The 21,133-nt window shown below is 60.4% G+C and carries 16 protein-coding genes; 11 read left to right on the top strand and 5 right to left on the bottom strand.

Going from position 1 to position 21,133, the window contains the following annotated elements; all coding sequences use genetic code 11:
- Positions 1-3 precede the first annotated feature (3 nt).
- Positions 4-582, bottom strand: a complete 579-nt coding sequence (locus SOP95_RS22640) for a CsiV family protein (protein WP_274077077.1) — start codon at positions 580-582, stop codon at positions 4-6.
- Positions 583-592: 10 nt separating this feature from the next.
- A complete protein-coding gene (mfd, locus tag SOP95_RS22635; protein WP_323608388.1) occupies positions 593-4,042 on the bottom strand; it encodes a transcription-repair coupling factor in 3,450 nt (1,149 codons plus the stop codon).
- Positions 4,043-4,405: 363 nt separating this feature from the next.
- On the opposite strand from mfd, the gene SOP95_RS22630 reads away from it, so the two are divergent.
- The 3 genes from SOP95_RS22630 (at position 4,406) to SOP95_RS22620 (ending at position 7,729) form a co-directional block, all read left to right on the top strand.
- Positions 4,406-5,869, top strand: coding sequence for a glyceraldehyde-3-phosphate dehydrogenase (locus tag SOP95_RS22630; protein ID WP_274077075.1), 1,464 nt, complete (start codon positions 4,406-4,408; stop codon positions 5,867-5,869).
- A 368-nt stretch (positions 5,870-6,237) separates the two neighbouring features.
- Complete coding sequence (locus SOP95_RS22625; RefSeq protein ID WP_323608386.1) at positions 6,238-7,332, top strand: polymorphic toxin type 44 domain-containing protein; 1,095 nt, start codon at positions 6,238-6,240, stop codon at positions 7,330-7,332.
- 40 nt (positions 7,333-7,372) lie between these two features.
- Positions 7,373-7,729 (top strand): hypothetical protein, encoded by a 357-nt coding sequence (locus tag SOP95_RS22620; RefSeq protein ID WP_274077073.1) that lies wholly within the window; start codon positions 7,373-7,375, stop codon positions 7,727-7,729.
- 217 nt (positions 7,730-7,946) lie between these two features.
- Here SOP95_RS22620 and SOP95_RS22615 read toward each other — a convergent pair whose 3' ends face one another.
- Complete coding sequence (locus tag SOP95_RS22615) at positions 7,947-8,276, bottom strand: hypothetical protein (RefSeq protein ID WP_274077072.1); 330 nt, start codon at positions 8,274-8,276, stop codon at positions 7,947-7,949.
- 486 nt (positions 8,277-8,762) lie between these two features.
- On the opposite strand from SOP95_RS22615, the gene SOP95_RS22610 reads away from it, so the two are divergent.
- The 6 genes from SOP95_RS22610 (at position 8,763) to sthA (ending at position 17,731) form a co-directional block, all read left to right on the top strand.
- On the top strand, positions 8,763-9,968 hold the full coding sequence (locus SOP95_RS22610; RefSeq protein ID WP_323608383.1) for an HlyD family efflux transporter periplasmic adaptor subunit: 1,206 nt from the start codon (positions 8,763-8,765) through the stop codon (positions 9,966-9,968).
- The gene (locus tag SOP95_RS22605; protein ID WP_274077070.1) at positions 9,965-11,209 is read left to right on the top strand and encodes a hypothetical protein; all 1,245 of its coding nucleotides are present in this window, start codon (positions 9,965-9,967) and stop codon (positions 11,207-11,209) included. The genes SOP95_RS22610 and SOP95_RS22605 overlap by 4 nt, the downstream gene beginning before the upstream one ends.
- 1 nt (position 11,210) lies before the next feature.
- Positions 11,211-13,361 carry a glycosyltransferase family 2 protein gene (locus tag SOP95_RS22600; RefSeq protein WP_323608381.1) on the top strand — a complete coding sequence of 717 codons (2,151 nt, stop codon included), beginning with the start codon at positions 11,211-11,213 and terminating at the stop codon, positions 13,359-13,361.
- Between the two features lie 9 nt (positions 13,362-13,370).
- Positions 13,371-14,810, top strand: a complete 1,440-nt coding sequence (locus SOP95_RS22595) for an efflux transporter outer membrane subunit (protein ID WP_323608380.1) — start codon at positions 13,371-13,373, stop codon at positions 14,808-14,810.
- A 374-nt stretch (positions 14,811-15,184) separates the two neighbouring features.
- Complete coding sequence (locus tag SOP95_RS22590) at positions 15,185-16,129, top strand: FAD:protein FMN transferase (protein WP_323608378.1); 945 nt, start codon at positions 15,185-15,187, stop codon at positions 16,127-16,129.
- A 207-nt stretch (positions 16,130-16,336) separates the two neighbouring features.
- Entirely contained in the window at positions 16,337-17,731 is a 1,395-nt protein-coding gene (sthA, locus tag SOP95_RS22585) for a Si-specific NAD(P)(+) transhydrogenase (RefSeq protein WP_077047123.1), read from the top strand.
- Positions 17,732-17,773: 42 nt separating this feature from the next.
- Here the strand turns inward: sthA and SOP95_RS22580 are convergent, their stop codons facing one another.
- Both SOP95_RS22580 and SOP95_RS22575 read right to left on the bottom strand, forming a co-directional pair.
- Complete coding sequence (locus SOP95_RS22580; protein ID WP_274077067.1) at positions 17,774-18,496, bottom strand: glycerophosphodiester phosphodiesterase; 723 nt, start codon at positions 18,494-18,496, stop codon at positions 17,774-17,776.
- A gap of 14 nt (positions 18,497-18,510) precedes the next feature.
- Positions 18,511-19,092, bottom strand: coding sequence for a PilZ domain-containing protein (locus tag SOP95_RS22575; protein ID WP_274077066.1), 582 nt, complete (start codon positions 19,090-19,092; stop codon positions 18,511-18,513).
- A 94-nt stretch (positions 19,093-19,186) separates the two neighbouring features.
- On the opposite strand from SOP95_RS22575, the gene SOP95_RS22570 reads away from it, so the two are divergent.
- Positions 19,187-20,437, top strand: coding sequence for a lipoprotein-releasing ABC transporter permease subunit (locus SOP95_RS22570; protein ID WP_274077065.1), 1,251 nt, complete (start codon positions 19,187-19,189; stop codon positions 20,435-20,437).
- Positions 20,438-20,444: 7 nt separating this feature from the next.
- Positions 20,445-21,128: a lipoprotein-releasing ABC transporter ATP-binding protein LolD gene (gene lolD / locus SOP95_RS22565; RefSeq protein ID WP_274077064.1), complete on the top strand. Its 684-nt coding sequence runs from the start codon at positions 20,445-20,447 to the stop codon at positions 21,126-21,128.
- Positions 21,129-21,133: the final 5 nt, after the last annotated feature.

The raw sequence follows: 21,133 nt of genomic DNA, 5'->3' as shown, positions 1-21,133 counted from the left end.
CAATCAGTCCGGAACGACTTCAGGGGCTTCCCGGGGAGCGGGCGCCGTCAACGAGGTGATCTTGATCAGCAGGCCCAGGTGGCCGTTGTCGAGGAAGTTGAGCTGGCCGTTCTTGGTGTGGCTTTCCTGTTTCAGGCGTTCGCTGGCGGTGACCAGGCCTTCGTCGTTGAACTGGTTGACCCAGAAGTCGGCGTCCACATCGGTGAAGCGTCCAAGCGTCATGTTCAGGGTGCCTTCAATCGGGTACTGGCCGAACTGCTCCTTGCCGTCGCTGACCGCGACCTTGACCGGTGTTTCGCCGAGGGTCTGCTGCCAGGCTTTGTGCAGCAGCACGGTGTATTCATTGCTGGCGGTCAGTTTTTCCACTTCGCCATTGAGGCTCGGCGTGCGCAGGCTGTCAGGGCTGACGGCTTGTGCGCCAGCGGCCCAGTCTTCCGGCGCGGCACGGCTGACAATCGCCGGCACGGCGTTCTGCCGCACCAGAATCATTTCAATCTGATACAGATCATCGGCAAAGACCGACGGGGTGACCAGTGCTGTTATTAACATTGTCAACAAGGTCAGTGAGCGAAACAGGCGCATGCGGCGTCCTTCAAGCAGTTTTCGGAATGAGGCGCTCAAACAGCGCCTCTACAGTATTAAAGCGCTCTTCCGAGCGCTCCATCGGGACCTGGAACTTGAACATCGTCGCCCCTTCGAATTTGTAGCGTTTGGGCTGGCTCTGGATCAGCTTGATCAGGGTCAGCGGGTCGACCGGGGTTTGTGTCGCAAACTCGATTCGACCACCTTGCGGGCCGCCGTCGACTTTCTTGATGCCCAGCAACTCGGCCTGCAATTTCAGGGCGGTGATGCGCATCAGGTTCTTGGTCGGCTCCGGCAACAGGCCGAAGCGGTCGATCATCTCCACCTGCAAGTCCTTGAGGCCTTCCTCATCGGTGGCCGAGGCGATGCGCTTGTAGAGAATCAGGCGGGCATGGACGTCCGGCAGATAGTCCTCGGGAATCAACGCCGGTACGCGCAAGTTGACTTCCGGACCGCCGCCCAGCGGCTGATCGAGGTTGGGTTGTTCGCCCTTGCGGATCGACTTCACCGCGCGCTCGAGCATTTCCATGTACAGCGTGAAACCGACTGCCTGGATCTGCCCGCTTTGCCCGTCGCCGAGCAATTCGCCGGCACCACGGATTTCCAGGTCGTTGGTGGCGAGCACGAAGCCCGCGCCGAGGTCCTGGGTGTTGGCGATCGCTTCCAGGCGCTTTTCCGCGTCTGCGGTGATCTGCTGGCGCGGCGGCGTCAGCAGGTAGGCGTAGGCCTGGTGGTGACTGCGCCCGACGCGGCCGCGCAACTGGTGCAGTTGCGCCAGGCCGAACTTGTCGGCGCGCTCGATGATGATGGTGTTGGCGCTCGGCACGTCGATGCCGGTCTCGATGATGGTCGAGGCGATCAGCACGTTGAAGCGCTTGTGGTAGAAGTCGCTCATCACCTGTTCGAGCTCGCGCTCGCGCATCTGCCCATGGCCGATGCCGATCCGCGCTTCCGGCACCAGTTCGGCGAGGTCGGCGGCGCATTTCTCGATGGTCTTCACATCGTTGTGCAGGTAATACACCTGGCCGCCACGCAGCAGCTCACGGAGCAGGGCCTCTTTGACCGTGCTCTTGTTCTGCTCCATGACGAAGGTGCGCACCGACAGGCGCCGGGCCGGCGGCGTGGCGATGATCGACAGGTCGCGCATGCCCGACACGGCCATGTTTAGCGTGCGCGGAATCGGCGTGGCGGTCAGGGTGAGGATGTCGACTTCGCTGCGCAGGGCCTTGAGCTGTTCTTTCTGACGGACACCGAAGCGGTGTTCTTCGTCGATGATCACCAGCCCGAGGTTCTTGATTTTTACGTCGTCGGACAGCAGCTTGTGCGTGCCGATGACGATGTCGATCTTGCCTTCGGCGAGGTCCGCGACCGCGGCATTCACTTCCTTGGCCGACTTGAAGCGGCTCATCACTTCCACGCTCACCGGCCAGTCGGCGAAGCGGTCGCGGAAGCTGTTGTAGTGCTGCTGGGCGAGCAGGGTAGTGGGCACCAGGATCGCCACCTGGCGACCGCCGTGCACGGCAATGAACGCGGCGCGCATGGCCACTTCGGTCTTGCCGAAGCCGACGTCGCCGCACACCAGGCGGTCCATCGGCTTGGGCGCGAGCATGTCTTCGCGCACCGCTTCGATAGTCGTTTGCTGGTCCGGCGTTTCTTCGAACGGGAAACCGGCGCTGAAGGTGGCGTAATCGGCTTTCGGGTCGGCGAAGGCATACCCTTCACGGGCGGCGCGGCGCGCATAGATGTCGAGCAATTCAGCCGCGACGTCGCGCACCTGTTCGGCGGCCTTGCGCTTGGCTTTTTGCCAGGTCTCGGAACCCAGGCGATGCAGCGGGGCGAGGGCGTCGTCGCTGCCGGTGTAGCGGGCGATCAGGTGCAGGTTGGCCACCGGCACGTACAGCTTGGCGCCCTCGGCGTATTCCAGGGCGAGGAATTCGGCGGCCTGGTTGTCGATTTCCAGGGTGGCCAGGCCCAGGTAACGACCGACGCCGTGGTCGATGTGCACCACCGGCGCGCCTTCGCGCAGCTCGGTGAGGTTCTTGATGACCGCATCGTTGTTGGCGTCGGCGCGTTTCTCCCGGCGCCGGCGCTGCATCACGCGCTGGCCGAACAACGGGCTTTCGGCGACCAGCGCCAGGGCCGGATCGTCCAGCAGCAAACCTTCGTCCAGCGGCGCGATGGTGATCGCCAGGCGCTCCTTGCCGGCGACGAAGTCCGGCCAGCTGTCAACGGTCTTGGGGCGCAGCTTCAGGCGTTCGAGCAGTTCCAGCAGCACTTCACGACGGCCCGCGGACTCGGCGGTAAACAGTACGCGACCGGGGAATTCGTCGAGGAAGCCGGCCAGCGCCGCCAAGGGTTGGGTGGCCTTGGCTTCGATCGCCAGGTTCGGCAATTCCCGGGCAGGAAAGCGTTCGCGGCCGGCGCCGGTTTCCACATCCTGTTGACTCGCCACTACCCGTGGCCAGTTCTTCAGGCGCGCGAAGCAGTCTTCCACCGGCAGGAACAGTTCGGCGGGCGGCAATAAAGGACGGGATGGATCGACACGCCGCTCTTCATAACGATTGCGCACGTCGTTCCAGAAGTTTTCCGCCGCCTGTTCGATGCCTGGCAGGGAGAACACTTGCGTGTCCTGGGGCAGGTAATCGAACAGGGTCGAGGTTTCTTCGAAGAACAGCGGCAGGTAGTACTCGATACCGGCCGGGGTAATCCCGCTGCTCAGGTCCTGGAAGATCGGGCAGCGCCGGAAGTCGACATCGAAACGCTCGCGAAAGCGCGCCTTGAAGCGGGTGACGGCCTCTTTCTGCAGCGGGAATTCCTTGGCCGGCAGCAGCTTGACCGAATCGACCTTGTCGATGGAGCGCTGGTTTTCCGGGTCGAAGGTGCGCAGGGTTTCGATTTCGTCGTCGAACAGATCGATGCGATAGGGCAACTTGCTGCCCATCGGGAACAGGTCGATCAGCGAGCCGCGCACGGTGAATTCGCCATGCTCGTACACGGTATCGACGTAGCGATAGCCGGTGGCCTCGAGACGACTGCGCATCTGCTCGACGTCGAGTTTCTGGCCGACATCCAGCACCAGGCTGCTACCGAGCAGGAACTTGGTCGGCGCCAGGCGGTGCAGGGCGGTGGTGATCGGCACCACCAGCACGCCGTGCGACAGCTCGGGCAGCCGGTACAGGCTGGCGATGCGCTGGGAAATGATGTCCTGGTGCGGCGAGAACAGGTCGTAGGGCAGGGTTTCCCAGTCGGGGAAATGCAGTACGGGCAAATCCGGGGCGAAGAAACTCAGCTCCTGTTCCAGCCGTTCGGCACTTTGGCTGTCGGCGGTGAGCAGCAGGGTAAAGCGCTTGGCAGCGCTGGCAGCCTCGGCGATGGCCAGGCTCAGGGCGGCACCGGGCAGGTTGCCCCAGTGCTGTTTACCTGCCGCGGCAGGGAGAAGCGGTAGACGCAGAACGGGCACGGAAGGTTGAGCTCCAAGCGTTGCGACAAAGTCGGTAATTGTAGCGGTCCCGGGTGCCGCCTGTCAGTTGCAGACTGTGTCTATTACGCAGGTTTGGCGAAATGTAGTGGTAAAGACAAAAAACCACTGTTTTTTACCGTAAAAACCAGAATATGTAGTGGTAAAACCAGCAGGTGTTACGGAGGGTTACGGACAAGGTAGCGTTGTCTCCAAAAAATTGACTGCGCTGAAAGCCCCGGTTTCATTGGGTTCCAGCGATGCGTGATTTTTTTGAAGGAAAAATTGTTACTGATCGCACGACAGGCGCGCATTGCTACACGAGGCTTACGGCGGCATAATGTAGCCCCTTTTTTCTGCCCCTACATGTGGAAGGTTCCCGTGACTCAGAAGCCCGACCAGTGTCTTGGTGAATGGATCGACCGTGAAGCACTCGCAGAAGCGATGATTCCGCTTATCGGTCAGCTCTACCGCAATAACAATGTGGTGAGCTCGATCTATGGCCGCAGCCTGATCAATCGTTCAGTCATTGCGATTCTCAAAGCTCACCGCTTTGCTCGTCACCGTCAAACCGACGATACCGAGCTGTCCGTCCACGAAACATTCCCGCTGCTCAAGGCGATGAGCGAGCTCAAGCTCGGCGCCGCTTCGGTAGACCTGGGCAAGCTGGCAGCCAAATTCAAGGCTGAAGGCAATGGCCGTACTGCCGAGCAGTTCGTCCGTGAAGAACTGGCCGATGTGGTTGGCCAGCAGAACGCCTCCGCCCGCAAAGGCACCGACGTTGTCCTGTACGGCTTCGGTCGTATCGGCCGTCTGCTGGCGCGCATCCTGATCGAGAAAACCGGTGGCGGCGACGGCCTGCGCCTGCGCGCCATCGTCGTCCGCAAGGGCGCCGAGAACGACCTGGTAAAACGCGCCAGCCTGCTGCGTCGCGACTCGGTCCATGGTCCGTTCGATGGCACCATCACCATTGATGAAGCCAACAACACCATCACCGCCAACGGCAACCTGATCCAGGTTATCTACGCCAAGAGCCCGGCCGAAGTCGACTACACCCAGTACGGCATCGAAAACGCGCTGATCGTCGACAACACCGGCGTATGGCGTGACGCCGACGGCCTGGGCCAGCACCTGGCCTGCCCGGGCGCTGCACGGGTTATCCTCACCGCACCTGGCAAGGGCGCGCTGAAGAACATCGTGCACGGCATCAACCATGGCGACATCAGCCCTGACGACAAGATCATCTCGGCTGCTTCCTGCACCACCAACGCCATCGTGCCGGTGCTGAAGGCTGTGAATGACAAGTTCGGCATCGTCAACGGCCACGTCGAAACCGTTCACTCGTTCACCAACGACCAGAACCTGATCGACAACTTCCACAAGGGCAGCCGTCGTGGCCGCGCCGCGCCGCTGAACATGGTCATCACCGAAACCGGTGCCGCCACCGCAGCCGCCAAGGCGCTGCCAGTGCTCAAGGGCAAGCTGACCGGCAACGCGATTCGTGTTCCTACGCCGAACGTGTCGATGGCCATCCTGAACCTGAACCTGGAAAAGGCCACCACCCGCGAAGAGATCAACGAGTACCTGCGCCAGATGGCCATGCACTCGGACCTGCACAAGCAGATCGACTACGTCAATTCGCAGGAAGTGGTTTCCACCGACTTCGTTGGCTCGCGCCACGCAGGCGTTGTGGACGCTGAAGCGACCATCACCCAGGATAACCGCGTTGTACTGTACGTCTGGTACGACAACGAGTTCGGTTACAGCTGCCAGGTGGTTCGCGTAATGGAAGACATGGCCGGTGTAAACCCGCCAGCATTCCCGCGCTAAGCCTTTAGCTGCACATGAAAACGCCCCGACCTTGGTCGGGGCGTTTTTATTTGTGCGCCTTTTAGACTTTTCTTACCGAGTAACTCCGTCCTGGAAGCACTCCTGTAGGAAAAAGACTGTTTAGTTTGACGAAACGTCTGATTCGTCTTTTTGAATTCGCCGTCGCAGTCGCAATGCTGTCAGCGTCCGCTGCATCATTTCTGAACACCTTCCAAGGATAAGGAGTTTGAAATGAATGCACGCTTGCAGCCCTCATATTCTCCAGCGTCTCTGCGAAGTCTGGACAAACCTTGCTTAATTGAGGGGGGATCACAACCCATCTTCGCAAACTTTCCGGACTCGGCCGAAAGTAAGGGAGTGGGAATCCAATGAAAGAAGGACATTTCATCGGTTTGAATGACCGAACCACCTGTGGTGGCAAGGTTCTCGATGGTGACACCCGGATCATGATGTATGGCATTGCCCACGCCCGCGACGGTGATCGAGTCACCTGTGGAGAAGACGGGAAGACCTATCGGATTGTCGGTGGCGTTTCGCACATGATCAGTCATGGCAAGGCCATGGCGGGTACGCTGGACAGTTACAGCAATTGCCCCTGTAAAGCCCGACTGATCCCCACAGTGCTCACGGCCACCTATCAAAGCAATGAAGGCGCTGCGCAGCCGGCCACCAGGGTCGCAAGCTCACCGGCGACCCCGGTGGCTAACAGCTTCACTACCAGGCCCCAGGTGGTTAGTCCGAAGCTGGCAGATCAAGTCGTTATCCAACCCGGCGACCTTGGTGGAAGCAAAGTCTGTAACCATCCAGACCAAATGGAAACGTTGGCCAGTTACATCGCTGGCGAGATGAGTCGGAACATCAAGCATCCGGCCGTGTTGAAAATGAAAGAGCTGTTGAGCTACGACAGCGGTGCAGAAGCCAGGAAGTTTCGGTCGTTACTCTGGTACGCCAGGCTGGCCGGACCACCGAATTTCAACGGCATCGAATGGACGCTAAAGCTTCAGGCGATGGCGATCTGGACTAAGCAAGTGGGTCAAAATATGGAGTGGGACCACAAGCCGAAGCTGAGGGCGATGTACGACGATAACGTCCGGCACAAGCAGGGCCTATACGAGTATTACTACGATATTTGGTCGAACATCCATTATGGATACGTCGGCATAGCGGGTGGGCTTTCAGAAAGCGTATTGTTGGATGGTGCTGGAGTTGAACAAATTGGCTCGGACACAAAACGGTGGATTGAAGACAGTAAGAAGTACCCAGGTCCGCATTTAACTGCGAATCTATTTGATGGGCTGCGGGCATTTGACGATATAGCTGATAGGGTGGCAATAAGTATCGGTGTGAAACTCGCCAGTCGATACGCTAGCGGCGGGGTAACAGCTCAGATCATTATGAGCGAAGTGCTGGCAGTTGCACCTGAAAACTGGGGGGATGGAGTACGTGTTCACTCCTGTACATAAAAGAGGTAGATCTCTCAAAAAGTGGTTGTGGATTCCAGTTGTGTATCTGGCCATCAGTCATTGGGATATTGCATTACCTACGGTAACTATCCACTATCCCGAGAGTGGAAAGGAGGAGCTCAGATATATTTGGAATGTCCAGGATCGGGTATACAAAGGAGGAATGCAGCCCGGCGGAGGCACAGTCGATAACGGCCATCTATTTCCGGATGATAAATTTTTTATGGAAATCTCCTGGTGGAGTAAAAGTGTTCGCGCCCATTGCGTAAACATAACTCCGAAGTGGCCCAATACGGATATCTATCTTGATGCCAATGGCGATATTGATCTCAGCGAAACCAGCGGCACTGATTTGGATCGCTTGAAACAATGTATCACGGATACCGCGCGCCCCTGATAGGCGCCAAAATTGGCTTCGGACAATAGCGCTGATCATCATGAATGAAGTGTTGGGAATTGCTCGATAAAATTGGGGGGTGAAGTCCGTGTGCACCTCAGCAAATAAATCCAGATTATGTTACATTCGGTGGCTATGGATTCTGCTGCTACCGCTATTAATTCCCCTGCTGGTGTTTTTGATAATTGTCCTCTGGCGAATTATTGTGCTGCCTGTTTCAACGGTCCATTACTCCAAGAACGGCGTGGATGAACTGCGGTTCATCTGGAATGTACAGCACCGGATTTACAAAGGGCGCCTTCCCCCAGGCAGCAGTACACGGGATTATGGGTTCTTGTTTCCAGATGAGAAGTTTTTCATGGAGATCTCTTGGTGGAATGATAAGGATCTCCGGCACTGCGTCAATATATCCCCGAAATGGTCCACTACGCACATCTATCTTGATGCAAATGGCGATATTGATCACAGCGAAGGCAGCGGTACTGATGCGGATCGCTTGAAACAATGCACCACGGACCACGCGCGCCCCTGAAAGGCGCCAAAGCATGAATGCAGGCTGTCTCCTGTATCGATTGTGACTGACTTATATCATTTTAATCTTTCCAGTCATCATTTAATAATTATTTAAAATCCGATAAAAAGTTCAATTCGCAATAAAAAATAAAAACCACCAATAAAAATAACAGCTTGCCGACTAATGCATGGCGTGGATCCAATCATAAACCCGCTACATATTTGACGTCATTCAATTGTTCCATTCATTTACTTGACACCCCAAAGCACTGAATCTAGTGTCGCCCATGACACCGCCCGCTCTGCCTCGGGCAATACCAAAGTCATGCTTTACAGCAACTCTCCAAAAAGACGGGAATCACATTCCCGCTCACATCACAATAAAAATCACATAAACTAGCGTCGGCTTAATTGTCGTGCACAGATCAATTACGTTTTGCTCACCCTGCCAAAAGTGTTTTCGCAGCCAGGCCTGCTATTGCCTGGCTGAAATGCGGTTGGTCTATCGGGAGAGTCGAACATGGCGGAAGAACGATCGAAGTTATTGTCCCTGTTACCGCGCCTGGTGGGGTTGGGTGTGCTGGGGTTTGTTGTCTGGCTGTTGCTATCCACTTTGCTCATGCCGCTGGTGTCGGCCTCTGCCACCCGGGCGATTCTGAATGCGCCGGTGATTTTGCTGACCACGCCAATCGATGGGGTGGTGAGTTCTTTGGCGGTCAAGCCCGGTGTGACGTTTAGCCAGGGCCAGAAGATTGCCGTGGTGGAAAACCCGCGGGCGAACCAGGAAACCTTGTTGACCCTGCAAACCCGGCGCCTGACGTTGGAGCAGCAGCTGTCGTCTTCGGTCAGCCAGGCCGAGCACGATCAGCGCTATTACGAGGAACTGGAGAAGACCAGCCAGCAATACCAGGCCGCCTTCCATACCCGCCAGCTCTACACGCAAAAAGCCCTGAAAGCCGAGAACAGTGCCGCCAGTGCGCGGTTGATCGATGCCCAGGAAACGGTCGAGCGCAATCTCGAGTTGTTCGTCCAGGGGGCGGTCAGTGGGGCGGTGGTGGCTTCGTCGAAAGCGCAGCTGGCTTCGTTGCAGGGCGCGGCCGAGTCTGTGCGTTCGCAGTTGCGCATCACCGATGGTGACGTCAGCGCCGCCAACAAGCGGGTCTACCTCGATCCCGATCAGCTGCGCATGTTCGATCTCAACGCGCAGATGACTACGCTCAAGCTCAGCCTGGAGAATCAGGCGCGCAACCGGGCGACCTATCAACAGGAACTCGCCAACCTCAACCAGCTGATCGATACGGAGCAGAACCGGATCAAGTTGATGGCCGGCTACGACGTCGTGGCGTATTCGCCGGGTACCGTCCAGGAACTGCTCGCCCCCCAAGGCACCCTGGTGCAGGCCGGCTCGACTCTGCTGCGGGCCACCGATTGCGCGCAGAGCTACGTGATCGCGGTGTTCCCCGAGCGCATGGCCAGCAAGATCGACCGCGACAGCGTGCTCACCGTGAAAATCCGCGGCCTCGACCAGCCGCTCAAGGCCAGTGTGGTGCAGTTGTTGTCCAGCGCTTCGGACATCCGCGCCAATACCTACAGCGTGCCGTTTCCCTATGCCGAGCAGAATTCGGTGTACGTGGTCGGCACCTTTGCCGCCGACCTCACGGACAGCCAGCGCGCCATGACCTGTAACCCGGGGTTGTGGGCCAGTGCCGAGGTCTCGCGGCCATGAGCATTTTATTGCGAGCGATGGTGGGGCTGATGTTGATGACCGGTGCGGCAAGCGGATGGGCTGCGCAAGCCCGGCCGCAACTGGCGGCAATGACCTGCGCCGCCCTGGATCAGGCCGTGGCATCACAGCCGGCGGGCCCGGTACTGGTGGCCAGTTATCCGCCGCTGGATGGCCAGCCTGCGCCGATCCTGGCGTTGCGCGGGGTGGCGTTTACTTACGACAACGCACTGGCCAGCATTGCCCTGTTTGCCTGCGGCAAGGCCGAATCGGCGCGGCGGATTGCCGATGCATTGGCGTTCGCCACACTGCACGATCCGGAGTACCAGGACGGACGCTTGCGCAACGCCTATGCCGCCGGCCCGGTGGCGGCGCCGTCGATGAAGTTGCCGGGCTATTGGAGTGTCGAGCGCAACGCCTGGAACCAGGACGCCTATCAGGTCAGCAGCGCCACCGGTAACCAGGCCTGGGCGGCACTGGCCTTGTTGGAGGCCTATCGACAGAGCGGCGAGGCGTCATACCTTGCGGCCGCGCGCAAAGCCCTGCACTGGTCGCAGCAAAACACCTACGACGGGCAATCGCCGGCCGGCTTTAGTGGCGGCTACTACGGGTATTTTGACAAGCAGGTACAGCAGAACTGGAAATCCACTGAGCACAACGTCGACCTCGCCGCGGCGTGGTCGGCACTCGACGCGGTGGCGCCGAATCAGGATGCGGCGAAACAGGCACGGATCGCCCGGCAGTTTGTCTCGAGCCAATGGGATGCCGGGGAAGGCCGCTTCCTGATCGGCACTGGCGCGGATGGCCAGACCTCGGACCGCGTGCGCTCGGGGCTGGATGCGCAGATCTGGCCCTTGATCGCCCTGCATGAGCCGCCCAAGGACTGGCGACGAGTCTTCGCCTTCATCGACCACGCTCACCGTGCCGGCGAAGGTTACGGGTTCAACCGCGACCCCGATGGCCTGTGGACCGAAGGCACCGCCCAGGCCGCTGCGGTGGCGCGCTTGAGCGGCCTGAGTGAGAAAGCCCAGCCGCTGTGGAGCGTGCTGCTGGCCCAGCAGGCAGGCAACGGTTGGCTGTTCGCCACACCGCAAGCGCGCATCAGTACCGGGCTGGCCATAGGCCCGGACTCGGTCAGCAACGATTTCTTCTATTACCACCTGCCTCACTTGGGCGCCACAGCGTGGGCGGCGATTGCTGCCACCGGCGTCAATCCCTTTACCGGTTCGCAAGAGGCTGACTGACATGCAGGCACTGGACTCGCTGCAACTGCTGCAAATCAATTTCTGGACCCTGGCGGCGGTGATTCTGTTCACCTGCCTGACCCATCGTGATCAATGGGCCGCGCGGGTCGGATTCGGTGCCATCACTGCATTTTTGCTGATCAACTATGCAGCCTGGCGGATTCGCGACACCTTGCCCGACGGTCATTCCGGATTTGCCACGGTCTGGGCCTACAGCTTCCTGTTCTTCGAGATGCTGGCGATCGGTTACACGCTGTTTTCCATCGTCGTGATGCTCTGTCGCACGGATCACCACAAAGCGGCCGATGCCGGCGAACGCCGCCTGCGCCAGCAAGGCAACGCGGTGCCGGCGGTGGATATCTTCATCGCCACTTACAACGAGGGCCTGGAAATCCTCGAAAAAACCATTATTGCCGCCCAGGCCATCGACTACCCGAACTTCACCATCTGGGTGCTCGACGACACCCGGCGCGACTGGTTGCGCGACTACTGCGCCGAAATGGGCGTGCAGTACGCGCGGCGCCCCGACAATTCCCACGCCAAGGCGGGCAACCTCAACAACGGTCTGCGCCAGTCGGCGGCCCTCAGCAACGCGCCGTACATCCTGGTGCTCGACGCCGACTTTGCACCGCAGCAACCGATCCTGCTGCGGACCCTGGGGCTGTTCGACGATCCCAGGGTCGGCCTGGTGCAGACGCCGCAGTTCTACTACAACCCCGACCCGATCCAGCACAATCTCGGCACGTCGGCCTGCTGGGTCGATGAACAGCGGGTGTTCTTCGATGTGTTCCAGCCGGCGAAGGATGGTTGGGATGCGGCGTTTTGTGTCGGCACGTCCTTCGTGGTGCGACGCGATTTGATCACCGAAGTCGGCGGTTTTCCTACAGGGTCGGTCTGCGAAGACATCTACACGACTTACCGCTTGCTGCAAAAAGGCTACGCCACCCGCTGGTTGAACGAGCGCCTGTCCATTGGCTTGTCTGCCGAAGGTTTGACCGAGTACATCAATCAGCGTGGGCGCTGGTGCCTGGGCACGATCCAGGTGGCGCTGCTCAAGGAGGGCCCGTTGCGCGGCAGCGGCTACACGCTCAATGACCGGCTGCACTATATCCATGGGCTGATGCACTGGTTTTCCAAGCCGTTCATTCTGATGATGCTGGTGTCGCCGGTGCTGTACTGGTACTTCGGCATCGCCGGGTTCTACGCCAATCCGGTGGATTTCCTGGCGTTCGGCATGCCGGCGCTGATTGCGTTCTGGGGTTACGGGACCTGGGTGACGGACCGGCGAACCTTGCCGATCTTTACCGAGGTCACGCAGATCGTTGCCTCGCTGGCGGTCACGGCCACCATCGCCAGCGCCATGATTCGTCCGTTCGGCAGGCCGTTCAAGGTCACCGCGAAGGGCCTCGACCGGACGAAAACCATGGTCCACTGGAAGCTGTTCGGCTTCTTTCTGGCCTTGACCTTGCTCTCGCAATTTGGCGCCTACATCGCCATCAGCACCGCCGCCTCGTTCGACGGCAACATGCTGTTCAACCTGTGCTGGACGGTGGTCGCGCTGGTGTACAACCTGGCGACCCTGGTGGCTTGTGTCGACCGGCCGCGGTTGCATGGCGAAGAGCGGTTTCCGTTCGACAAACCCACCGGTTTTCGTTTTGGCGGCAAGGTCCTGCCGGGGCGCCTGATGGATATTTCCCTCAGCGGTGCGTCGCTCAACTGCGCCTTCGCTTCCTCGATCAAGCCGGGGCTGTGCGGGCAGCTGTGGGTCGACAAGCTGGGTTGGATTGACGTCGAAGTCATGCGCAATCACGGCGAGGACCAATTGGGCTTGAGGTTTGCCGACCTTGACGAAGGGCTGCGGCGGCAACTGATTGCCCGGCTGTTCAGTGACGCCACGATCAACGTGGTCAGCAAGGCGCAGCCGGCGCAGGCCTTCGGCACGTTGCTGCAGCGCTCGTTGATCGGTGAAAAACGCCTGGCAACCCGTGCCGCCAAGCCGGTCAAGGCGCCGACCTACGTCCCTGCACCCCGCTGGCGGCCGATCACTGTGCGTTCGCGTAAACAGGCGCTGCCGAACATCAGTGTCGGTCGGTCGGGCCTGTGGTCGTTGCTTCTTTCCCCCTTGCGAGCTTTGCTCGGCCAACGTTTTTAGGTGCGCGCCATGAACAGTTGCTTGCCCACTACATGTTTCATGACATTGTTTTTGCTCGGTGGTTGTTCGCTGGAGCCGACCTACGAGAAACCCGAAGCACCGATCGACCAGCAATGGCCGGCCAATACCGCCGGTGAATGTTGCAAAGGCAAGCAGGCGTTCGATAAGGACTGGCGCGGTTTTGTGGTCGACGAGCGACTGCGCCAGTTGATCGACATGGCCCTGGCCAACAACCGCAGCCTGCGACAGTTCGCGGCCAGTGTCGAAGAGGCGCGGGCCGGGTATGACAGTGCGCGTTCGGGGCTTTTTCCTACGATCGGCATCGACACTTACGCCGGTCGCAGCAAGTTGCCGCCGCTGGTGCGCACACCCGGAGGCGGCGATACCGCTGGCAGTATCGCCAACACCTATCAGGCAACGGCGGGCTTTACCTCCTACGAGTTGGACCTGTTCGGGCGTATCCGCAGTCAGCGCAATGCCGCCGGGGCGCGCTTCGAAGCGTCCGAGGCGGATTATCAGACGGCGCGGCTGGCGCTGATCGGCGAAGTCGCCAGCACCTGGCTGAGCCTCAAGGCCAACCAGCATCTGCTCGACCTGGCGCAGAACACCTGGCAATCCCAGGATCGTTACGGGCAGTTGTTGCGCAAGAGCTATAACCTCGGTTCCAGTGCGCGTATCGATGTGCATCAGGCGGATGCGCAAACCAACACCGCGGCGGTGCAGGTCAATACCTATCGCATGCAAGTGGCGCAGGACAGCAATGCGCTGCGGGTGTTGGTGGGGCAACCGGTGCCGGTGGGGTTGCTGCCGACCGGCGCGTTGGGGGAGCAGTTGGCGACGCTGGACGTGCCGGCGGGTTTGCCTTCGGCGCTGGTCGAGCGGCGGCCCGACATCATGTCCGCCGAGGCGCAGCTGCGTGCCGCCAACGCGGATATCGGCGCGGCGCGCACGGCGTACTTCCCGACCTTTTCCCTGACCTCGGCATTGGGCAGCCTGACCGGAGAGTTTTCCCAGTTGCTTACTGGCCCGGCGGAGTTCTGGTCGGTGGCGCTGGCCGGCTCGCTGCCCTTGCTCGACGGCGGCGCGCGACGGGCGCAGGTCGATGCCAGTCACGCTCGGTTCGCCGGCCAGGCGGCGGCCTATGAAGCCACGGTGCAGAACGCTTTTCGGGAGGCGGCCGATGCCCTGAATGCGCGCCAGGAAATGCTCACTCAGGTCGAGTACCAGAAAAAACTGGTGGGGGATTATCAGGAAGCCTACCGGCAGTCGCGCCTGCGTTTCGAATCGGGGCTGGACAGCTATTTTTCCACCATGGATGCGCAGCGGTCGTTGTTCGATGCGCAGCAGAAATGGGCGCAGCTGGAGTTGGCGCGGGAGATCAATCAAGTGACGTTGTACAAGGCGCTGGGGGGAGGGTGGAGCCAATCCTTGAAGATGGCGGAACGTTGACCACGCCAATTCATTCACACCACAAATCCCCCCTGTGGGAGCTAATGCTGTTCACTTAAGCATGGTGTTGTTAAGAACTGGATTGGGGGATATACACCTAATCCAAATATCCACCTGAAGCCCTCCAACCTAAAGTGAACAGCATTACCCTGTGGGAGCGGGCTTGCTCGCGAAGGCGGCGTGTCAGGCAACATCATTGGTGAATGACACTACGCCTTCGCGAGCAAGCTCGCTCCTACAGTTCTATCGCATAATGGCTCACCTTGGCGTTGGGTCAGGAAGTGCTTTGGGGAGTGGGGGATTTGTTGAACAGGTGGCAGGCCGTTTTTCTGGTATTGATTGGCATCTTGTCCGCCTGCGGCAATGGCGAATCCATGGAAAGCTTCGGCGGGCCGACCATGGGTAGCACCTGGTCGATCAAGTACGTGCGACACGCCGGCCTTCCTGCCCCGGCAGAGGTCCAGGCTCAGGTGGAAAAGATCCTGGCTGAAGTCGACCGGCAAATGTCGACCTACCGCATCGACTCGGACATCGAGCGCTTCAACGCTTTGCCCGCCAATCACTGTCTGGTCATGCCCGCGCCGATCCTCGAATTGGTCCGCGTCGGCGAGCAGTTGTCAGTGCAAAGCGAGGGCTCTTTCGATTTGACCGTGGAGCCGCTTCTGAATCTTTGGGGTTTCGGCCCACAGGCCCGTGAAGAAAAAATCCCCACTACCCAAGCGCTGGCCGATGCGCGCCGACGTGTCGGTCACGAGCATCTGCGCATCGACGGTGACCGGCTGTGCAAGGACGCCGCCGTCGAAGTCGACTTCAACAGCATCGCGGCCGGGTACACGGTGGACACCATTGCCGCGAAACTCGAGGCCATGGGCATCCACGACTACCTCGCCGAAGCCACCGGCGAACTCAAGGCGGCGGGCCGCAAACCGGACGGCACTCCTTGGCGCATCGCCCTGGAGGAACCTCGGGACGATCAGCAGGTGACCGAGCGCATCATCGCCGTCGACGGCTATGGCCTGTCCACGTCCGGCGACTACCGACATTATTTCGTACAGGGTGGCCAGCGTTTTTCCCACACCCTCGATGCCCGGACCGGTACACCGGTCTCACACAACCTGGCGTCAGTCACGGTGATTCATCCTTCAGCGCTGATGGCCGATGGCTTATCGACGCTGTTGCTGATTCTTGGCCCGGAGCGGGGCTGGGACTACGCGGAAAAACACGGCATCGGCGCATTTTTTGTGATGCGCACCGATACAGGTTTCGTCACACGCAGCAGTCAGGCTTTTGCACGCCTGAGTGGCGAAAAAACCGAATGATAACGGCGATTCAGGCATTGAAACCTGGCGTTGTAGTGCAGGCAAAACTAGCCTACGACGCGACCAAGGGTTAATGTGCGCGGCGTTGACGCTTCTATAGACTGTGTCCGGGTTCTGCATGGGCCCCAAATTGTTCCTTCATGCCACAGATTGGCGTGATTTAGCCGCAGGTGCCGCTGGCGCCACGGCCTGTTCTGAGGAGTACGCATGGCTGTCTACAACTACGACGTGGTGGTGTTGGGTTCCGGCCCGGCGGGGGAAGGCGCGGCAATGAACGCCGCCAAGGCAGGGCGCAAGGTGGCGATGGTCGACAGCCGTCGCCAGGTCGGCGGCAACTGCACTCACTTGGGCACCATCCCGTCCAAGGCACTGCGTCACTCGGTCCGGCAGATCATGCAGTTCAACACCAACCCGATGTTCCGGGCCATTGGTGAGCCGCGCTGGTTCTCGTTCCCGGACGTGTTGAAAAGCGCCGAGAAAGTGATCTCCAAGCAAGTCGCCTCGCGCACCGGCTACTACGCCCGTAACCGCGTCGATGTATTCTTCGGCACCGGCAGTTTCGCCGACGAGCAAACCATCGAAGTGGTCTGCGCCAATGGCGTGGTGGAAAAACTGGTGGCCAAGCACATCATCATCGCCACCGGTTCGCGCCCTTATCGCCCGGCCGACATCGATTTCCATCACCCGCGTATCTACGATAGCGACACCATCCTCAGCCTCGGCCACACCCCGCGTAAACTCATCGTTTACGGCGCCGGCGTGATCGGTTGCGAATACGCGTCGATCTTCAGTGGCCTGGGTGTGTTGGTCGAGCTGGTGGACAACCGCGGCCAGTTGCTGAGCTTCCTCGACTCGGAAATTTCCCAGGCGTTGAGCTACCACTTCAGCAACAACAACATCACTGTTCGCCACAACGAAGAGTACGACCGCGTCGAAGGCGTGGACAACGGCGTGATCCTGCACCTCAAGTCCGGCAAGAAGATCAAGGCCGACGCATTGCTCTGGTGCAACGGCCGCACCGGCAACACCGACCAGCTGGGCCTGGAAAACATCGGCGTGAAGGTCAACAGCCGTGGCCAGATCGAAGTCGACGAGGCGTACCGCACCGGCATCCAGAACATCTACGGCGCCGGTGACGTGATCGGCTGGCCGAGCCTGGCCAGTGCCGCCCACGACCAGGGCCGTTCGGCCGCTGGCAGCATCGTCGACAACGGCAGCTGGCGCTTCGTCAACGACGTACCGACCGGGATCTACACCATTCCGGAGATCAGCTCGATCGGCAAGAACGAGCAGGAGCTGACCCAGGCCAAGGTGCCGTACGAAGTGGGCAAGGCGTTCTTCAAGAGCATGGCCCGGGCGCAGATCGCCGGCGAGCCGCAAGGCATGCTGAAGATCCTGTTCCACCGTGAAACCCTGGAAGTGCTGGGCGTTCACTGCTTCGGCTACCAGGCATCGGAGATCGTGCACATCGGCCAGGCGATCATGAACCAGCCGGGCGAGCTGAACACCTTGAAGTATTTCGTCAATACCACGTTCAACTACCCGACCATGGCCGAAGCCTATCGGGTCGCCGCGTACGACGGCCTCAACCGGCTTTTTTGAGCGGCTCCGGCCGGTGGCCTGAGCCGGCCGGGGAGACCGATTTCAGCAATTCTCGAGCGTGGCAGTGGCCAAACCGGGAAAGTCTGTAATCAGGCTGTCAACGCCGAAATCAGCGAGCCTGCGCATCAGCGCGGGTTCGTTGACTGTCCACACCGACACATGCAGCCCCTGGCGCTGCGCCTTCTGCAGGCGTTCCGGCGTACACAGGGTCCAGTTCAGCGCGAGGATCTCGCAGCCGTAGCCTTGGGCGACCTTTAACGGGTCGAGCCAGGCGTATTCGGCCACCAGGCCGCGGGACACGTCCGGCACCAGGTCCAGGGCCGCCTTCAACACTTCCCGCGAACTCGAGGTGATGGTGATCCTGTCCAGCAGGCCATGCCGTTGGGCCATTTCGCGAATCGCCAGCACTGTCGTCGCGGCGCGGGTGCGTGAAGCGCTCTTGACCTCCAGTTGCCAATGCTCGAAATCGCATTGCTCGAACAGCTCTTCGAGGGTCGGGATCGGGCACGGTTTGATCCAGCCCGGGCCACCCTTGCGCGCGTCGTAGGTCACCAGTTCCGCTGCAGTGTGCTCGACCACCTTGCCGCGCCGGTCAGTGGTGCGCTTGAGCGTCGGGTCGTGGATGACCATCAGCTCGCCGTCCATGGACAGGTGCAGGTCCAGTTCACAACGGCGTACGCCGTGCTTGAGACATTCCTGAAAGCTGGTCAGGGTGTTTTCCGGTGCTTCGCCCTTGGCGCCGCGGTGGCCGTAGATGAGGGTCACGATTATTCCTTTATTTAAATGCCTGATTCGTTCAGTTCGCGGGCCAGGCGTCGTTCCTGGGCCTGCTTCTGCAAGATATGGCGCGCCAACAGTTGCCGCTGGGCATCGGTCAGGTGTTCGAACTCGGTGCCGACATCAAAGCCATCGCCCTTGCGGTCGCAATGGGTGACGCGCGCGCGCAGCAACAGGCCCAGGGCCTGGGGCATCAGCACCAGCTTGATCGACAGGCGCGAACCGGCGGCGATGGGGGAAGGGTGCTGGAAGTCGATGCCGCCTTCGGAGATGATCACCGGCTGCGGTTCGCCGATCTGCCCGAGCACGGTGATGGCGATCACCTGGCTGAGCAGATCGATGCGCTTGTTCTGGGATTTGAGGAACGCCGCGAGGTTGCGGTCGCGCTCGCTGATCTGGCGCAGCAGGTGCTGCGACTCGAATTCGCTCAGGTGCAGTTCGCTGAGCAGATTGAACAGTGGGGAAGCATCCTGCAACACTTCCTGCCCGGCGGCTTCGAGGGCGGACAGGGGCCGAATTTCCAGTGCGATCATGTCCTCGATACGGTAGTATTCGCGGCGATCTTCTTCATCTAATGTCGACATGGCGAACCCATGGTAGCGGCGGTGGTCTGAGTGTAAAGCTGGTTATCGACCCCCGCCACAAGGACGTTCCTTTTCCCTCCGAACAAGCCCCGACATGTTCAGACCTCTCTTCGTATTTATCGGCACGCGTTATACCCGTGCAAAGCGTCGCAATCATTTTGTGTCATTCATTTCCCTGACCTCGATGATCGGACTCGCCCTTGGCGTGGTCGTGATGATCGTGGTGCTGTCGGTCATGAACGGCTTCGATCATGAGATGCGCACCCGCGTGCTGGGCATGGTGCCCCACGCGACCATCGAATCCGGCGAGCCGCTCAGCGACTGGCAGGGCCTGGCCGCCAAGGTCAAGCAGAATCCTCAGGTGACGGCCGTGGCGCCGTTCACGCAGATGCAGGGTTTGCTGACCAACAACGGCAAGGTCAACAAGATCCTGCTCAATGCCATCGACCCGGCGCAGGAACGCCAGGTATCGATCATCGACAACTTCATGACCCAGGGCAAACTCGACGACCTGGCGCCGGGCGAGTTCGGCATCGTCATCGGCGACAAGGCGGCGGCCAAGCTCGGTGCGGCCATCGGCGACAAGCTGACGTTCGTCGCGCCGGAAGTCACCGTGACTCCCGCCGGGATGTTCCCGCGCATGAAGCGCTTCACCGTGGTCGGCATCTTCCATGTCGGTGCCGGCGAGCTCGATGGTTACCTGGGTATCACCAATCTCCAGGACCTGGCGCGCTTGCATCGCTGGAAACCGGATCAGGTGCAGGGCCTGCGGCTGAAGTTCGACGACCTGTTCCAGGCGCCGCGCACGGCGTGGAGCATCGCCCGCGAGCTGGGCGAGGACCGTTTCTATGCCCGCGACTGGACCCGCACCCACGGCAACCTGTACCAGGCGATCCGCATGGAAAAAGCCATGATCGGCCTATTGCTGCTGCTGATCGTCGCGGTCGCTGCGTTCAACATCATTTCCACGCTGGTGATGGTGGTGAACGACAAGAAGAGCGATATCGCCATCCTGCGCACCCTCGGCGCCACGCCGGGCACGATCATGCGCACCTTCATGGTCCAGGGCACGGTGATCGGCGTGGTCGGCACGGCCATCGGCGCGGTGGTCGGGATCTTCGCCGCGCTCAATGTCAGCGCGGCGATCTCGGCGCTTGAAGGCCTCATCGGCCACAAATTCCTCAACGCCGACGTGTATTTCATCGATTACCTGCCGTCGCAGGTGCAGAGCCAGGATGTCCTGATGGTCTGCTGCGCGGCGTTGGTCCTGAGTTTCCTCGCCACCCTGTATCCCGCCTGGCGTGCCGCGCGCACCCAGCCGGCGGAGGCGCTACGTTATGAGTGAGTCGGGCATGAGTGATAAAGCAATCTTGAGCTGCCGCAGCCTGGGCAAATCCTACGAGGAAGGCCCGGAGTCGGTGGAAGTGTTGGCGGGCCTGCAACTGGAGTTGCACCCGGGCGAGCGTGTGGCGATCGTCGGCAAGTCGGGCTCGGGCAAGAGCACCTTGCTCAACCTGCTGGGCGGCCTCGATACGCCGACCAAGGGCAGCGTCTGGCTCGACGGCGAAGAGCTGTCGGCGCTGAGCGAGAAAAAACGCGGGCTGCTGCGTAACCGCGCCCTGGGCTTCGTGTACCAGTTCCACCACCTGCTGCCGGAATTCACCGCCCTGGAGAACGTCTGCATGCCGCTGCTGATCGGCAAGACCGCGATCCCCGAGGCGCGTCAACGTGCCACCGCGTTGCTGACGCGGGTAGGGCTGGGCCACCGACTGGAGCACAAGCCGGCGGAGCTGTCCGGTGGCGAACGCCAGCGCGTGGCCATCGCCCGCGCCCTGGTGAACAATCCGGGCCTGGTGATGCTCGACGAGCCGACCGGCAACCTCGACTCCCACACCGCCCAGGGCATCCAGGACTTGATGCTGGAACTCAGCACCTCGATGCGCACGGCGTTCCTGGTGGTGACCCACGACATGAACCTGGCCCGCCAGATGGACCGCGTCCTGCATTTGCAGGAAGGTTGCCTGACGCCTATCTGACCGGT

The organism is Pseudomonas sp. YuFO8 (assembly GCF_035065025.1).
Classification (GTDB): Bacteria; Pseudomonadota; Gammaproteobacteria; order Pseudomonadales; family Pseudomonadaceae; genus Aquipseudomonas; species Aquipseudomonas putida_AE.
This window is presented reverse-complemented; position numbering and strand designations above follow the sequence as displayed.

What these genes read in the sequence shown, in the direction of transcription:
- SOP95_RS22640 (WP_274077077.1), bottom strand. Translation starts at nt 582, where the DNA reads ATGCGCCTGTTTCGCTCACTGACCTTGTTGACAATGTTAATAACAGCA.
- SOP95_RS22630 (WP_274077075.1), top strand. Translation starts at nt 4,406, where the DNA reads ATGTGGAAGGTTCCCGTGACTCAGAAGCCCGACCAGTGTCTTGGTGAA.
- SOP95_RS22625 (WP_323608386.1), top strand. Translation starts at nt 6,238, where the DNA reads ATGAAAGAAGGACATTTCATCGGTTTGAATGACCGAACCACCTGTGGT.
- SOP95_RS22615 (WP_274077072.1), bottom strand. Translation starts at nt 8,276, where the DNA reads ATGCTTTGGCGCCTTTCAGGGGCGCGCGTGGTCCGTGGTGCATTGTTT.
- SOP95_RS22610 (WP_323608383.1), top strand. Translation starts at nt 8,763, where the DNA reads ATGGCGGAAGAACGATCGAAGTTATTGTCCCTGTTACCGCGCCTGGTG.
- SOP95_RS22605 (WP_274077070.1), top strand. Translation starts at nt 9,965, where the DNA reads ATGAGCATTTTATTGCGAGCGATGGTGGGGCTGATGTTGATGACCGGT.
- SOP95_RS22600 (WP_323608381.1), top strand. Translation starts at nt 11,211, where the DNA reads ATGCAGGCACTGGACTCGCTGCAACTGCTGCAAATCAATTTCTGGACC.
- SOP95_RS22595 (WP_323608380.1), top strand. Translation starts at nt 13,371, where the DNA reads ATGAACAGTTGCTTGCCCACTACATGTTTCATGACATTGTTTTTGCTC.
- SOP95_RS22590 (WP_323608378.1), top strand. Translation starts at nt 15,185, where the DNA reads ATGGAAAGCTTCGGCGGGCCGACCATGGGTAGCACCTGGTCGATCAAG.
- sthA (WP_077047123.1), top strand. Translation starts at nt 16,337, where the DNA reads ATGGCTGTCTACAACTACGACGTGGTGGTGTTGGGTTCCGGCCCGGCG.
- SOP95_RS22575 (WP_274077066.1), bottom strand. Translation starts at nt 19,092, where the DNA reads ATGTCGACATTAGATGAAGAAGATCGCCGCGAATACTACCGTATCGAG.
- SOP95_RS22570 (WP_274077065.1), top strand. Translation starts at nt 19,187, where the DNA reads ATGTTCAGACCTCTCTTCGTATTTATCGGCACGCGTTATACCCGTGCA.
- lolD (WP_274077064.1), top strand. Translation starts at nt 20,445, where the DNA reads ATGAGTGATAAAGCAATCTTGAGCTGCCGCAGCCTGGGCAAATCCTAC.